The sequence below is a fragment of the Pseudomonas sp. A39 genome (genome assembly GCF_058145955.1).
Window position 1 is genome coordinate 110190 of the sequence record NZ_JBYVMD010000012.1, and the last position, 13682, is coordinate 123871.

10 protein-coding genes are annotated in these 13682 nt (G+C 61.6%); 7 read left to right on the forward strand and 3 right to left on the reverse strand.

Going from position 1 to position 13682, the window contains the following annotated elements:
• Positions 1-41: 41 nt before the first annotated feature.
• Positions 42-1274 carry an acyl-CoA dehydrogenase family protein gene (locus tag AC3ZU9_RS12260; protein ID WP_122811064.1) on the reverse strand — a complete coding sequence of 411 codons (1233 nt, stop codon included), beginning with the start codon at positions 1272-1274 and terminating at the stop codon, positions 42-44.
• A 342-nt stretch (positions 1275-1616) separates the two neighbouring features.
• Here AC3ZU9_RS12260 and AC3ZU9_RS12265 point away from each other — a divergent pair, with 342 nt between their 5' ends.
• From AC3ZU9_RS12265 to AC3ZU9_RS12295, 7 genes are read left to right on the forward strand one after another with little or no spacing between them, the layout of a single operon-like run.
• The gene (locus AC3ZU9_RS12265; RefSeq protein ID WP_122811063.1) at positions 1617-2660 is read left to right on the forward strand and encodes an ABC transporter substrate-binding protein; all 1044 of its coding nucleotides are present in this window, start codon (positions 1617-1619) and stop codon (positions 2658-2660) included.
• Between the two features lie 15 nt (positions 2661-2675).
• Positions 2676-3404, forward strand: coding sequence for a class II aldolase/adducin family protein (locus AC3ZU9_RS12270; protein ID WP_093545108.1), 729 nt, complete (start codon positions 2676-2678; stop codon positions 3402-3404).
• Between the two features lie 46 nt (positions 3405-3450).
• On the forward strand, positions 3451-4638 hold the full coding sequence (locus AC3ZU9_RS12275; RefSeq protein ID WP_122811062.1) for an LLM class flavin-dependent oxidoreductase: 1188 nt from the start codon (positions 3451-3453) through the stop codon (positions 4636-4638).
• 3 nt (positions 4639-4641) lie between these two features.
• Positions 4642-6198 (forward strand): ABC transporter substrate-binding protein, encoded by a 1557-nt coding sequence (locus AC3ZU9_RS12280; protein WP_122811061.1) that lies wholly within the window; start codon positions 4642-4644, stop codon positions 6196-6198.
• Positions 6191-7249 carry an ABC transporter permease gene (locus AC3ZU9_RS12285; RefSeq protein WP_122811060.1) on the forward strand — a complete coding sequence of 353 codons (1059 nt, stop codon included), beginning with the start codon at positions 6191-6193 and terminating at the stop codon, positions 7247-7249. The genes AC3ZU9_RS12280 and AC3ZU9_RS12285 overlap by 8 nt, the downstream gene beginning before the upstream one ends.
• Positions 7246-8073: an ABC transporter permease gene (locus AC3ZU9_RS12290; protein WP_122811059.1), complete on the forward strand. Its 828-nt coding sequence runs from the start codon at positions 7246-7248 to the stop codon at positions 8071-8073. Before AC3ZU9_RS12285 ends, AC3ZU9_RS12290 begins: the two co-directional genes overlap by 4 nt.
• The gene (locus tag AC3ZU9_RS12295) at positions 8070-9848 is read left to right on the forward strand and encodes a dipeptide ABC transporter ATP-binding protein (protein WP_122811058.1); all 1779 of its coding nucleotides are present in this window, start codon (positions 8070-8072) and stop codon (positions 9846-9848) included. Before AC3ZU9_RS12290 ends, AC3ZU9_RS12295 begins: the two co-directional genes overlap by 4 nt.
• 96 nt (positions 9849-9944) lie before the next feature.
• Here the strand turns inward: AC3ZU9_RS12295 and AC3ZU9_RS12300 are convergent, their stop codons facing one another.
• Positions 9945-11030 (reverse strand): LLM class flavin-dependent oxidoreductase, encoded by a 1086-nt coding sequence (locus AC3ZU9_RS12300; protein WP_490090786.1) that lies wholly within the window; start codon positions 11028-11030, stop codon positions 9945-9947.
• A gap of 19 nt (positions 11031-11049) precedes the next feature.
• The gene (locus AC3ZU9_RS12305) at positions 11050-13611 is read right to left on the reverse strand and encodes a TonB-dependent receptor (protein ID WP_490090787.1); all 2562 of its coding nucleotides are present in this window, start codon (positions 13609-13611) and stop codon (positions 11050-11052) included.
• Between the last annotated feature and the right edge of the window lie 71 nt (positions 13612-13682).

Genomic DNA, 13682 nt, shown 5'->3' on the forward strand with positions numbered 1-13682 from the left:
ATAAACGGCGTATAAGGGCACACACAAAACCCTACGGTGATTTACTTGCGTGTAGCGCCTTGGGTTTCCTTGGCGTTAAGGATCGCAGTGTATTCACCGGGGTCCACGCCATTGAGGTAGTAGTTGCCCACATGGTGCAGGCGCCAGCGGATCGGGTCGTGGGTGGTGTGCACCCGGGCATTGCGCCAGAAGCGGTCGAGGTTCCATTTGCTCAGCGATGAACTGGCCCCCAGCAGCGAGAAGATATCGCTGGAGATCTTCAGCGAGGCGCTGTCCGAATGGGCGCGGGCGGTGGCGACCGAAAGGATCAGCTCGTCTTGCAGCTCTTTGTTTTCCGGGTCTTGCTCATGGCGGTCAAATAGCCGTGCCGCATCGCGCAGCAGGGATTCAGCGGCACGCAGGGCCACGGCGTATTCGCCAATCTGTTTGATGATGTGCGGCTCTTCATTGGCATGGTCTACGCCGCTTTCCACCCACGGCCGAGCGTTGTGCTTGAGGTAGTCGACGGCCGCCGACAACGCGCCGGCCGCGATACCGGTATCAATGGCCGCGTGAAGGATCTGCGGGAAGGTCAACCCCGTACGCTTCATTGGGCCCTTGCGGCGTGAAACAAAATCCTCATCCAGCACGATATTGTCGAAGTTCACCGTGCCACTCACCGAGTTGTTCTGGCCGAAGGCGTCCCAGTCGTCCACCAGGGTCAGGCCTGGCGTGTTGCGGTTGAGCAATACGCCGGCACCGCCGTCATCCGAGGCGGCCGTGAGGGAGATCCATTCGGCCAGGTAAGAGCCCGTGGAGTAAAACTTGCTGCCATTGAGTACCAGGGCGCCGTCCTCGCGGCGTTCGACGCGGGTCTTGAGGGCGAACTTGTTCTTGCCGCCTACCTCGGCCAGGGCGTTGCCGAAACGCTTGCCAGCCAGGACATCGCTGACCAGCCGATCGCGTACCGCATCCGGGTAACCGTTGAAAATCCCGCGCAGCATCACATTGTGGATTTGCAGCAATTGCCCGACGCCGCCGTCGGCCACCGAGATGATGCGCACGGTTTCGACGATGGTCTGCACCGATGCGCCCAGGCCGCCGAAGGCCTTAGGTACACCGATGGCGGTGATGCCGCTTTCGGACAGCAATTGCGCCTGGCGCCAGGGCAGTTGGCCATTTTGCTGGGTGTCGGCGGCAATGCTGGCGATCTCCACGGCGATTTCTCTGGCGGCGTCGATGGCCTCGGCTTCGCTGTGCAGGTGGCGGGCGGGCGCCTGTTCATACGTTGTCATTCATTCATCCTTTGGTTTGCCCCGTTCCCCCTATGGCTGTGCGTCATCGTTGACGAACATCGCCGGCAAGCCGGCTCCTAAGGGGAGGTTGGTGTTGGCAGGGCTTGAGCAAGTTCTGCGCCAACGAGCAAACCCTTGCTGTACGGGGGAGGGGGCGCGCCGGTTTGCTGCTGGGGAAGCAGCGTCGTGAAACGGCTGCTGGAAGAGCAGCAGTGCTGTTGGCAGGCCAGCAGTCGCGTTTGGATGTTTGTTTCGATGTCCTTGTAAACCGGGGCTTTGAGCGATTGGCACGCCCTCTGCAATACCCCCTCCACTGACTTGCCCAATTTAATGGAGCTGCCCATGACCCTTTCCGCTGTCCTGCCCACGCCTGAGCTTGAGCAGATCTGGTTTACCCGTTGCCCGGTGCCGACTGCGTCCGGCATTGCCTACAAGCTGGGCTGGTTGAGCGAGGAGTTCGCGCCCGACGGCCTGCCGGTGTCCACCTTGCAGGAGGCGCGTCAGTTGGGCCGGCACCACTATGATCACGATTTGCCGGGGCTATTCCGCGAAGGCGGCAACGTCCCTGCATTGGCCGCACGTGCCGCGGGTGCGCCGAGCCGCTTGATCGGGCTGACCTGGATCGAGGAATGGCAGACCATTCTGGTCCGCCCGGACTCCGGCATCACCCGTCCTGCAGACCTCAAAGGCAAGCGCCTGGCCCTGCCAGCCTGGGGTGAAAACCGTCCTGGCAGCATCGCCCGCGCCATGAGCCTGCATGGCTATAAGGGCGCCTTGAGCCTGGCCGGACTGGGGTTTGATGATGTGGAACTGGTGGAAGTGGCATTGCAGGACCAGGAACAAGCGCCTGACCCGCAGCAAGGTTTGCAGCGCTTGTGGTCCGGCCTGGACTACCTGGTACGTGGAGAGGTGGATGCGGTTTACGTCAAGGGCGCTTCGGCGGCCGACGCCGCACGCCGCCTGGGGCTGGTGGTGGGGATCGACTTGGACCTGATCGCCGAACCGCGCTACCGCATCAACAACGGCACGCCGCGTCCGATCACCGTTCACCAGAGCCTGCTGGACAACCACTTTGACCTGGTGGTGCGCTTCCTCGCGCAAACCCTCAGCGCCGCCGATTGGGCGGCCAACAACCGCGACAGCCTGAACGCCATTCTAGAAGAAGAAACTCGTGCCGGCAGTGCCGGTGTGGCCGAGGCTTATCGCGGTGATTTCCACACCACCCTGGCGCCGGACCTGTCTGCCCAGCGCCTGGAATTCCTCGATATCCAGAAAGATTTCCTCTACCTGCACGGCTTCCTGGAGCGCGATTTTGCCATCGCCGACTGGGTCGACCCGCGCCCCCTGCAAGCTGCCCATGAACTGTTGGCCAAGCGCCGCGCCTGAATCCGGAGAATCCCCATGACTGCCATTGCCCACACACAACCGATCAGCCAGGAACTGCAAACCTTTATCGACAAGGTCCTGCTGGAAGCCGAAGAAGCCTTCACCGTGTTCCGTGAAACAAACACCATCACCGCCGCAGGGACCGTCGGCTTTATCGAGCGCGTACCTGGCCAGGAACTGTTGGTATCGGTGAACTACGCAGGCCCGTGGAACTACCGCAAGCCGCTGCAAGCCACGGTGACCGACTTTGCCGGCAACGTGGTGTTTGGCAAGGGCAAGGGCGGCCTGGGGCGCTACACCAAGCTGTTCCAGCAACACCCGGATGTGACCACCGTGTCCCACGTGCATTCGCCGTACCTGGGCGCCTGGGCCCAGACCCACCGCACCTTGCCATTCCATTACGTGCCGGTGCAGCGCTACCAGTTGGCCCGTGAACTGCCGGTGTATATCGACCGTCGCCAACAGGAAGTGGATTTCATCCTCGACAAGATCGCCGAGAACCCCTTCAACCTGGCGATCCTGGAGGCCAATGGCGGCTCCACCGTGTGGGGCAAGCAAGGCCTGCGCGCCACCGCCGAATTCATCCTGTTGCTGGAGGAGGGCGCACAACTGCAATTGCTTGCCGATGCGCTCGGTGGCTCACGGGCCTACGGGCCGGGCGTGTTGACCCAGCAATGGAAAATGAGCGGCCTGTTCGAACACGCCACGGCCTTGGGCCTGGTTCCGGCCATCGACCGCCGCTAACGCCTTACCAGCGCCCACAGGGTTCTCTATTTCAAGGATGTTTTTTATGGCTGTAAAAATTCTTTGGTACTTGACCACACCCGATGGCCCGTACCCATGGGAGCCGGAAGGCCGTTGGAACACTGATTTCCAGCACCTCAAACAGCTCGCCGTGGCCAGTGATCGCCTGGGCTACTACGGTTCGCTGCTCGGTTCCAGCCCCAATGAAAGCCTGGCGGTGGCCGCGTCGTTGATCGACGCCACCCAGCGCCTGCGTTTTCTGGTGGCGCAGCACCCGGGCGAGTTATCGCCAGCGGTGTTGGCCAAGTGGGCGCTGACCTTCGATCAGTTCTCCAATGGCCGCCTGCTGTTCAACGTGGTCAATGGCAATGACGCAGGCCTGGCGACACTTGGGGTGCACTACCCGCATGACGAGCGATACGCCTTCAGCCTGGAATACTGGCGGGCGTTCCAGGGTTTCTATGCCGGCGACACGCGTGGCTATGACGGTGAGTACGTCAAGCTCGCACCGCGTTCGCCCGGCGCAGCCAACCATCCGCTGGGCGGCTGGCATCCGCCTTACCAGAAGCCGGGCATCCCGTTGTGGGGCGCCGGAACCTCAGGGCCCGGTGTCGAGCATTCGGTGCAATTGCTCGACGTGTACCTGAGCTTCGCCAACACTCCGCCAAAACTCGGCGACAAGTTTCGCAAAGTCGCCGCAGAAGCGGCGAAGATCGGTCGCGAACTGACCTTCGGCACACGCCTGCAAATCATCGTACGCGAGACCGAGGAAGAAGCCTGGGCCCACGCCGAAAGACTTCTGCAACGCACCTCGCTGCAAACAGCGCGCAACGCCATCGAGCGCCAGTTACCGGCCGGTGTGAGCCTGGAAGATTTCCACAGCGACGACCCGCAGACCCAGCGTAACGTCGAGACCATTCGCGCCGGGCGTTTACCGACCGCGCGTGAGCTGGAGATCTATCCTAACGTATGGCTTGGCCCGAGCCTGTTCGGCTTCAATATCCTCGGGCCGGCCGCCGGTACCTACTTGGTGGGCAGCGCGGAACAGGTCGCCGAGCGCATCCGCGAATACGAAGCCCAGGGCACTTCCTCGTTCATTCTGTCTGGCTTCCCGCTGATCGATGAAGCCCACCGCGTGGCCGACCTGCTGTTCCCGCTGCTGGACCTGGACCACGGCTTTGAAGCGCCGCGTCTGGGTGTCAGCCAACAGTCGCCGCAGCGCCAAGAGGCTTGAACCATGAGTGATGGATTTTCTCGCCGGGTGTTTCTCGGCAACAGCTTGGCCATCGGCGGTGGTTTGCTGTTGGGCGGCTGCGACAGCGGCGCGACGACTCAGGGGGCCGCCGTACTGAGCGCTAAGCCCGTCAGCGGTGGGCGCCTGCGCGTTGGCATTATCGATGGCGATCAGTCCGGCAACCTGGATGCCCATAAACCGGTGGGCGGCGGGATCATTCGTGGCTGGGCGCTGTACAGCAAGTTCTGGGAATGGAACACCGATGTCAGCACGCGCCTGGCCCTGGCCGAGTTCGCCGAACCGAATGCCGACGCGAGTGCCTGGATCATCCGCATCAAGCCGGGGCTGGAGTTTCACCATGGCAAGACCATCGGCGCTGACGACATGCTGTTTTCGTTGTTGCGCCTTACCGATCCCAAGCTGGCATCGCCGTTTGCCGGCCTGGTCGGTGCCATTGATCGCAATGCCTTACGCAAGCTGGATGAGCGCACCATCGAAATTCGCTTCAAGCAAGGCCAGAGCTTCTTCCCTCTGGATGAAACCCTGATCAGCTTTGGCGGCATCGTCCCCACCGACTATGACCCCATCACCAATCCGGTGGGTGCCGGCCCTTACAAGCTCAAGCGCTTCGTACCCGGCCAGCGCTCGGTGTACACGCGGTTTGAGAATTACTACAAACCCGGCCAGCCTTATGCCGATGAGCTGGAACTCATCGAGTTCAAGGACCAGGTCTCCCGTGTTGCCGCGTTGCGCGCCGGGCAGATCGATGTGGCCAGCGGTGTGCAGGCCGAGCACAGTGCGTTGCTCAAGGCCGACTCGCGCTTGTCGTTGTGCGTGTCGCCAAGTACTTCGTTTACCGGTTTCAATCTCAACCTGGCCAAGCCACCTTTCGATGATGTGCGGGTGCGCCAGGCGTTTCGCTTGATGGCGGATCGGCAAGAGCTGGTGGACCGTGGCCTCAACGGTTTTGGTCGCATTGCCAATGACCTGTATTCACCTCACGATCCCACCTATAACCATGCGATTGCCCAGCGGCCGTATGATCTGGAGCAGGCCCGCTCGCTGCTGCGTCAGGCCGGGCACACGGATTTGCGCGTGGAACTGACCACCACGCCTGGGCCCGGTGTGAACGCCGCGCTGGTGTTTGCCCAGCAAGCGAAAAAGGCCGGTGTCCAGATAAGCGTGACCCAGGTGGATGGTGCTGTGTTCAACGGCCCGCAGCGTGAGCAGTGGCAAGTGTCGCCGGGTTCTACGCCGGCCCGGGGTTTCCTGGCTTCGGCATTGCACAACGATGCGCCGCTGGCGATCTACAACCGCAGCAACTTCCATGACCCGCGTTTTGATGACCTCTACCGTAAGGCCCTTGCGCAGCCAGACCTGGAACTGCGTAAAGGTTTGGTACACGAGGCCCAGCAGATTCAACACGAACGCGGCGGATTGCTGATTTGGGGCTTCAACGACGTGCTGGACGCCGCCTCGGTCAAGGTCGGCGGTTTGGCGCCAGAGCAGACCACCTTCGCTTCCTGGCGGTTTGACGAACTGTGGTTGAAACATGCTTGAGCCGTCTGCTAATCCTCCACGCACCCCTGCGTGGTTATCATGGTTTATCGGGCGCCTGGGTTACGGCCTGCTGACGGCCTGGGTGATCAGCCTGGTGGTATTCATCGCCACCCAGGCACTGCCATCCGACCCCGCGCGGGTGATCCTCGGCCCGGACGCGCCGCTGGAAAGCATCCTCACCCTGCAACACCAGTTGGGGCTCGACCAGCCCATCCTGTGGCAATACCTGCGCTGGCTCGGCAGCGTCTTGCGCGGGGACCTCGGGGTTTCCCTGGACTCCAACGCGCCGGTCAGCCATATCCTGTGGGGGCGTTTGGGCTACACACTGGCGTTGCTGGTCGGGGTGATTACCGTGGTAGTGCCTGGCGCACTGGCCCTTGGCGTGGCCCTGGCATTGCGGCGCGACAGCTGGCTGGATCGCTGGAGCCTGTCGTTGCTGATCTTTCTGAAAGCCACGCCGGGGTTTCTGTTGGCGATTGGCCTGGTATTGCTGTTTTCCATGCCGCACATGGATTTCTTACCCGCGGTATCGATCCTGGATCCCGACCTGTCGCTGCTGCGCCAACTCAAGTCCCTGGTATTGCCGATATTCGCCTTGAGCCTGACTGCATTGCCGTACCTCACGCGCATGGTGCGGGCCGCAGTGATCGAGGCGCAGGAGTCCGATTACGTGATTGCCGCCAGGCTACGCGGCATTGCGCAGCGGCGGATTGTCTGGTGCCACACTTTGCCCAATGCGCTGGTACCGGCGATCCAGGGTGTGGCGCTGACCTTGCGTACGTTGATCGGAGGCGCAGTGCTGGCGGAAGTCATCTTCAGCTATCCCGGTATCGGCACCGCGCTGAACGCCGCGATCCAGATGCGCGACCTGCCGATGATCCAGGCGATTGTGCTGGTGATCACCCTCGCGGTGGTGCTGATCAACCTACTGGCCGACCTATTGACCGTGCTGCTTACACCCAAGCTGCGCACCGCACGGCGGGTGACCCTGATTCAACGCAACCGGAGGGGAATAACCCCGTGGTGGCGCCGCTCCCGAGGTGACGCATGAGTGCCCGTCAATGGTTGGTCGAACCACAAACACGTAAGGGCGCGTTGATCACTCTGCTGGTGGTGGCCGTGGCGCTGTTCGGGCCTTGGTTGGCACCTCACGGGTCGACGGACATGGTCGGTCCTGTCTACGGCGCGCCTGCAGGTGATGCGTGGCTGGGGTATGACTTCCTGGGGCATGACGTGCTGTCGCGGTTGCTCAGCGGTGGTTTGTCGGTGCTGTGGATGTCGGTCGCAGCCGCCAGTATTGCACTGGCGGTGGGTACTACGTTGGGGTTGCTGGCGGGTTTGTCGCGTCGGCGCCTGGATCAGTTCATTACCTGGTCGGCGGATGTGTCCCTGGCGTTCCCCGACCTGATTCTGGTGCTGCTGATTGTGTCCATGTTGGGGCGCGCACCGTGGTTGATCGTGCTGACAGTCTCCATCGCCTTTATACCGGGCGTTATCCGTTTGGCGCGGGCGAGTGCGGTAGCAGTGGCAGGTCAGGAGTTCGTTGAAGCGGCGCAAATGATGGGCTATTCGCGACGCCGAATTCTGTTCAAGGAGATCCTGCCGAACATCCTCACGCCGCTGCTGGTGCATTTCGGCAACATGCTGACCTGGGGCGTGGGCATGTTGTCGGGCCTGAGTTTTCTTGGCTACGGCGTGGCGCCACCCACCGCTGACTGGGGGCTGATGATCAATGAAAACCAGGCCGGCCTGCTGGTGCAACCCTGGGCCGTATTGGCGCCGGCGGTGCTGATCGGTGTATTTGCCTACGGCACCAATATTTTGGCTGAAGGCATCGGCCGCAGCAGCGCAAGGCTGGGAGACAGACAAGCATGAATGCGATGACCGAAATCGATGCCGGGGTGTTGCAAGTCCGCGACCTGCGGGTGGAATTGCCGGGGCAGGTGGATGTGGTGTCGGGCATCTCGTTCAGCCTGGCTGCCGGGGAAATTCTCGGTTTGGTGGGTGAGTCGGGCTCGGGCAAGACCACCTTGGCGACTGCGTTGCTGGCACATGCCCGGCGCGGTGCACGGATTGTCAGCGGGCAGGTGCACGTAGGTGACCAGGCATTGTTGAGCCTGGAAGGCGAAGCTTTGCGCCGTGCCCGTGGCAGCCTGATCGGTTATGTCGCCCAGGACCCGGCCACCGCGCTCAATCCGGCACTGCGCATCGGTCACCTGTTGCGTGAGACCCTGGCGGCGCATCCTTCTGGGCTTGACCGCGAGGCGCAACAGCAGCGCATCATCGAGACCCTGCGTGACGTCGGCTTGCCGGACGATCATGGGTTTCTACGGCGCTTTCCCCATCAACTGTCCGGCGGCCAGCAGCAACGGGTGATGCTGGCGCTGGCTTTTGTGCTGCGCCCGCGCCTGATCGTGCTGGACGAGCCGACCACTGCGCTGGACGTCAGCACCCAGGCGCATATCCTCGCCACGCTGCGTCGGCTGTGCAAAAGCCAGGGCGTGGCGGCGGTGTATGTGTCCCACGACCTGGCGGTGATCAAGGACCTGGTGGACCGGGTGATGGTGATGTACGCCGGGCGCATCGTTGAAACGGCGACGCGGGATGAGTTGTTCAGTCGACCGTCCCATCCCTATACCCGAGGGTTGCTGGCGGCGATTCCGGATGTGGCGGGACGGCGCGAATTGACGGCGATTGCCGGGCATGCACCGGCGCCGGGGCGTCGGCCCCAAGGGTGCAGTTTCGGGCCGCGTTGTGAGCGGTTTACGCCTGGGTGCGCGGTGGCTGAGCCGTTATTGCAGGTGAACGCGGCCGGTCGTGGGGTGGCTTGCCTGGCGCCTCACGATCAGGCGTTACAGGTCAAGGCACTCGCGCCAATTGCTGCCTTGAAGGGGCGGGTAGAACTGCCACTGTTGTCGGTCAGTGGCTTGAACGTCGCCTATGACCGGCAGGTGTTGTTCGATGTCTCGTTGCAGGTGCAGCCGGGTGAATGCCTGGCGATTGTGGGTGAGTCGGGCTCGGGCAAGACCAGCCTGGCGCGAGCTATTGCTGGCCTTGGGGAGAATGCCGAGGGGGCACTGGACTACGCCGGCCGGCATTTACCGTTGCACGCCCGCCAGCGCGATGCAGGCCTGCGCCACCAGATTCAATACATCTTCCAGAATCCATATCGCGCGTTGAACCCACGGCAAACCGTGTACCAGACTCTGAGCGCGCCACTGGCGCATTTCTTCGGCGTGAAAGGGGCGCCAGCACGGGAGCGAGTGGAAGCCGTGCTCAAGCGTGTGTCACTGCCGGGATCAGTCGCCGGCCTCTATCCCCACAGCCTGTCAGGTGGCGAACGCCAGCGAGTGGCCATCGCCCGTGCGCTGTTGTGCGAGCCCAGGTTGCTGATCTGCGATGAAATCACCTCGGCATTGGACGTATCGGTACAGGCGTCGATCCTGGACCTGCTGCGCCAGCTACAGCGTGAAGGGTTGACGATGTTATTCGTGACCCACGACCTGGGCGTGGTGCGGGCAATTGCCGATCGGGTGCTGGTGTTGAAGGTCGGAAGGGTGGTGGAGCAGGGGGCTGTTGATGATGTATTGGATCATCCGCAGGCGGTGTATACGTGCACGTTGTTGGAGCATTCGCCGTCGTTGAGGTGAATGGCTGCGCTGCACAGTGATCGCCGGCAAGCAGGCCCCTACAGGTACACAAAGCCCTTGTAGCAGCCGCCTTGCCGGCGATGGCATCCGCCGTCGTTAAGCAATTTTCGCCTTGCGCCGAAACGCCTCTTCACGCACCGCGGGGATAATCCACCGCCCATAATCCACTGTGTCGTACAGCGGGTCATAACCACGGTTCAAAAACGTGGTAACGCCCAGGTCCACATAATCCAACAGCGCCTGTGCCACCGTTTCCGGTGTACCCACCAGCGCCGTAGTATCGCCATAAGCGCCCACCGCAGTCGCCGTCGGCATCCACAACGCGCGATCATGACGATCGCCCAACGCAGCAGCTGCTAACAGACGTTCTGAGCCGGTGCCTTTGATCCGCTTCTGCCACGGACTGCCTGCGGCAAACTGTGGATTGGCCTTGATCTGCTCCAGGATCTGCTCGGCGCGCTGCCAGGCTAATGCCTCTGTCGCCCCCAAAATCAGGCGCACCGATAAACTGACCCGTGGCGCTTCAACACCCGCTGTTAATGCTGCCGCCTTCAGCTTGGCAATTTGCTCAGCCACGCCGCTTAACGGCTCGCCCCACAGCGCATACAGGTCCGCATGCTTCACCGCGATCTGATAGGCAATGTCGGAAGAGCCGCCAAACGAGATTGGAATATGCGGCTGTTGCAACGGTTTGACCGGTGAAAACGCGTCCTTGATGTTGAAGTACTCACCTTCGAAATCGAACGGCTCTTCGGCCGTCCAGGTGCGTCGCACAATCTCCAGATATTCATCGGTACGTCTGTAGCGTTGGGTCTTCTCCAGCAGGAAGTCACCTTCCTGTGGCTCGGCGGTGATGCCGGTAATCGCGTGCAAACGAATGCGCCCGCCGCCAGTGGTATGGTCCAGCGTGGCAAACGAGCGGGCAGCGACGGTCGGCGCGGTGAGTCCGGGGCGATGGGCGATCATAAAGCCCAATCGCTCAGTGTGCGCCGCCGCATACGCGGCAATTTGCAGGCTGTCGGCACTGCCGGGGCCGCTGGCGATCAGCACACGGTCGAAGCCCGCATGTTCATGGGCGCGGGCATGGTGACGGATAAAGTCGAGGTCGAAATCCGGGCTGCGAACGCCACGGGTTTCGGACCACTGGCGAGGGAAAATCATGCCGACAAACTCAATAGACATAGAGTGCTCCTGATGAGGATCAGAATTGATAGTCGACCTGGGCCAACAAGGTGCGGCCAGGCATGGGTTGCAAAAAGGTGTTGGTGGAACCGGCCAGTCCGCTGACGAAGTTCAGTTCATTGGTCAGGTTCAGCACCCGTAACGTGGTGCTCCATTGCGGTTGGCGGTAGTACACGGCGAGATCGAGGTTGTATTCGTTCGGGATCTTTACGGTCTTGCTGAGGTTCAGGTACCAACTGCTGGTCCACCAGCCTGAAAGTTCGGCGCCAAAGCCTGAGTCGAAGCGGTAGTCGACATACCCGCTGGCGGTGTATTCAGGAATCTGCACCGCGTCGTAACGCCCGGACGGCCGCTGGTTGAGGCTATTGTTATCGCCGAACACTGTGCCGTTGTCGGGAATGAACCCCGCTGAGGCAAACCCAGCCTGGGAGGTGAACTCGTTATAGGCGTTGAGCTTGGACAGGTTCAGACCGCTGCGAAGGTGGTCGTCCGGTTGATAGCGCACGGTGGCTTCCACACCCTTGATCATCAGCCGCGCGATGTTGTTATTGCTGTCAGGTGCCTGGTCACGGGCTTGCTTGAACGCCGCCAGCGTCATGAACAGCTGATTGGGTAACGCTTCGACCTTTACGCCAACTTCATGCAGCACGCTCAAGCTCTGGAACGCCAGCGGGTTGAGCTGGTTGGCGCCACTGCCGCTGCCCCAGCCAAGGCCGTTGGAAAAGAACCCGGTGTTGACCGCCAACGAGCGGTCGAAGGTGTAGTAAAGCGTGGTGTTTTCAGTCGGTTTTATATACGGGCTGACCTGGAAAGCAAACAGCCGGTAATTGTCGCTGTCCTTGCGCCGGTTGCCGCCGGCGAGTACGAACGGGTTGTCGATCTCGGCCTCGATCCAGCTGCGGCTGGCGCCAATATTCAAGCCGAAATACTCGCCGTACTTGAGGTTGTGCTGGCTGAACAGGGTCTTGGTGGTCCAGGTGCTTTCAGCGGTGTAGGGCGCCACCGATTCGGCGTACAGGCCGTGCCCAGCTGCATACATGGGCGGCAGGTTGAGCCAGCCGTAGTCGTTGGAGTATTGCGGCACGCCGGGTTGTCCGATCCAAGCGCCGTTGCCGCCGGCCGGGTTGCTGGCGTCGAGGCCGAGTAAGTCACCAGGGTTTTTGCCGGAAGGGTCCTGGGTCAGGTCATAGGCATTGATGGTCGAGCCAAAGCTGTTGTTCGCAGCAATCGACTGGTTGAATTCGCGGCGGTAGATCAGGCCGGTGTTGCTGTCATCGCGCAGGGTCCAGCCACCCAGCTGGGTCTCGTTGCGCGAGCGGAACTCGAAGCGGTTATCGAAAATGTTGTCCTTCGATTGCACCTGGAATGCGCCAACGGCATCGGTGATGTCCTTGGAACGTTCATAAAACGTGTTGTTGGCTACGGTGATAGTCGGCGACAGGTCGGCCTCGATACGCAGTTGCGTGGTAAAGCGTCGCGAGCTGCTTTCGTCCTCTTTGCGCTGCCCGGTCTGTGATGACAGCGACTGCTCGCCATTGCCCGCCAGCGTCGGGTCATACACCCAGCCACGCAGGCTGCCGGGGTTGGCCTGGGTATTCGGTGAGGCGGTCTGGAAACTGCCGTCGACCACACTGTATTGGCCCTGGGCGTTGCGTTGGCGTTTTACCCAACCGAGTGTTGGCGCATCGGCGGCGCCCGAAGCCAGCACCGGCGACCACAGGGTACTGCCGTTCTGGATAATCGGCGTGGCGCGCCCGGCGTAGTATTTGCCGTTGTCTACCAGGTTCTGGGTAGCGCGGTTCCAGCCGTGGGTGATGTTGTAGTCGTAGTAATTGTCGTAGCTGGCGTTCCAGTCGACACGCACGTTGTCGTTGCGCCAGGCCAACGCGCCGTAAAAAGCATCAAAATTGTTCTCGACATTGTCATAGAAGTCCTGCTGGCGCTGCTTGGTGATGCTCACGCGGTAGGCCAGGTTGTCACTCAGAGGCCCGGTGTTGTCGATGCTGAATTTATTGGAACTGCGTGAGGTGCCGTCCGGAATCCACGAACCCAGTTCGCCGCTGAGTTTGGTCTTGAACGCGTTGAAGTCGGGTTTCTTGCTCAGGTAGTTGACGTAGCCGCCGCTGCCGGATACCGAGCCGTAGGTCACCGAGGACGGGCCGGCAACGATGTCCGCACCTTCATAGGCGTTGAAGTTGGCGGGGTGGCGCACGGCGTAACCACGCTGGCCGTCCTGGAAAATCTCCGAACCCTGGCCACGAAACTGCGGTGCGATACCCGCGTTTTGCCCGCCGCCCCGAGTGATGCCGGGCGCATATTTGACCAGGTCGTCGGCGCTATGGATCGCGCCGCTCGCCAATTGCTCGGCGTTGATTTGCACCACGGAGCGCGGAGTGTCCAGCACTTTGGTTTCCGTGCCACCGTACACTGAGGTCGGCGGGCGGGTGGGCAGTGCGTCGTCATCCGACTCGCTGGCACTTGCCTGCACGGTCACGGTTTGCAGTTGGGTATCGGTGGCAAAAGCCTGCAGCGGCAGGGTGACTGCCAGCAGCAGGGGTAAACGCAAGGCGATAGCGTGCATGGCAGAAATGACTCCTGTCGAAAATTGTTATCAATGTGATGCCCCGTAGGCGTCCGGTTGATCCGCGCAAG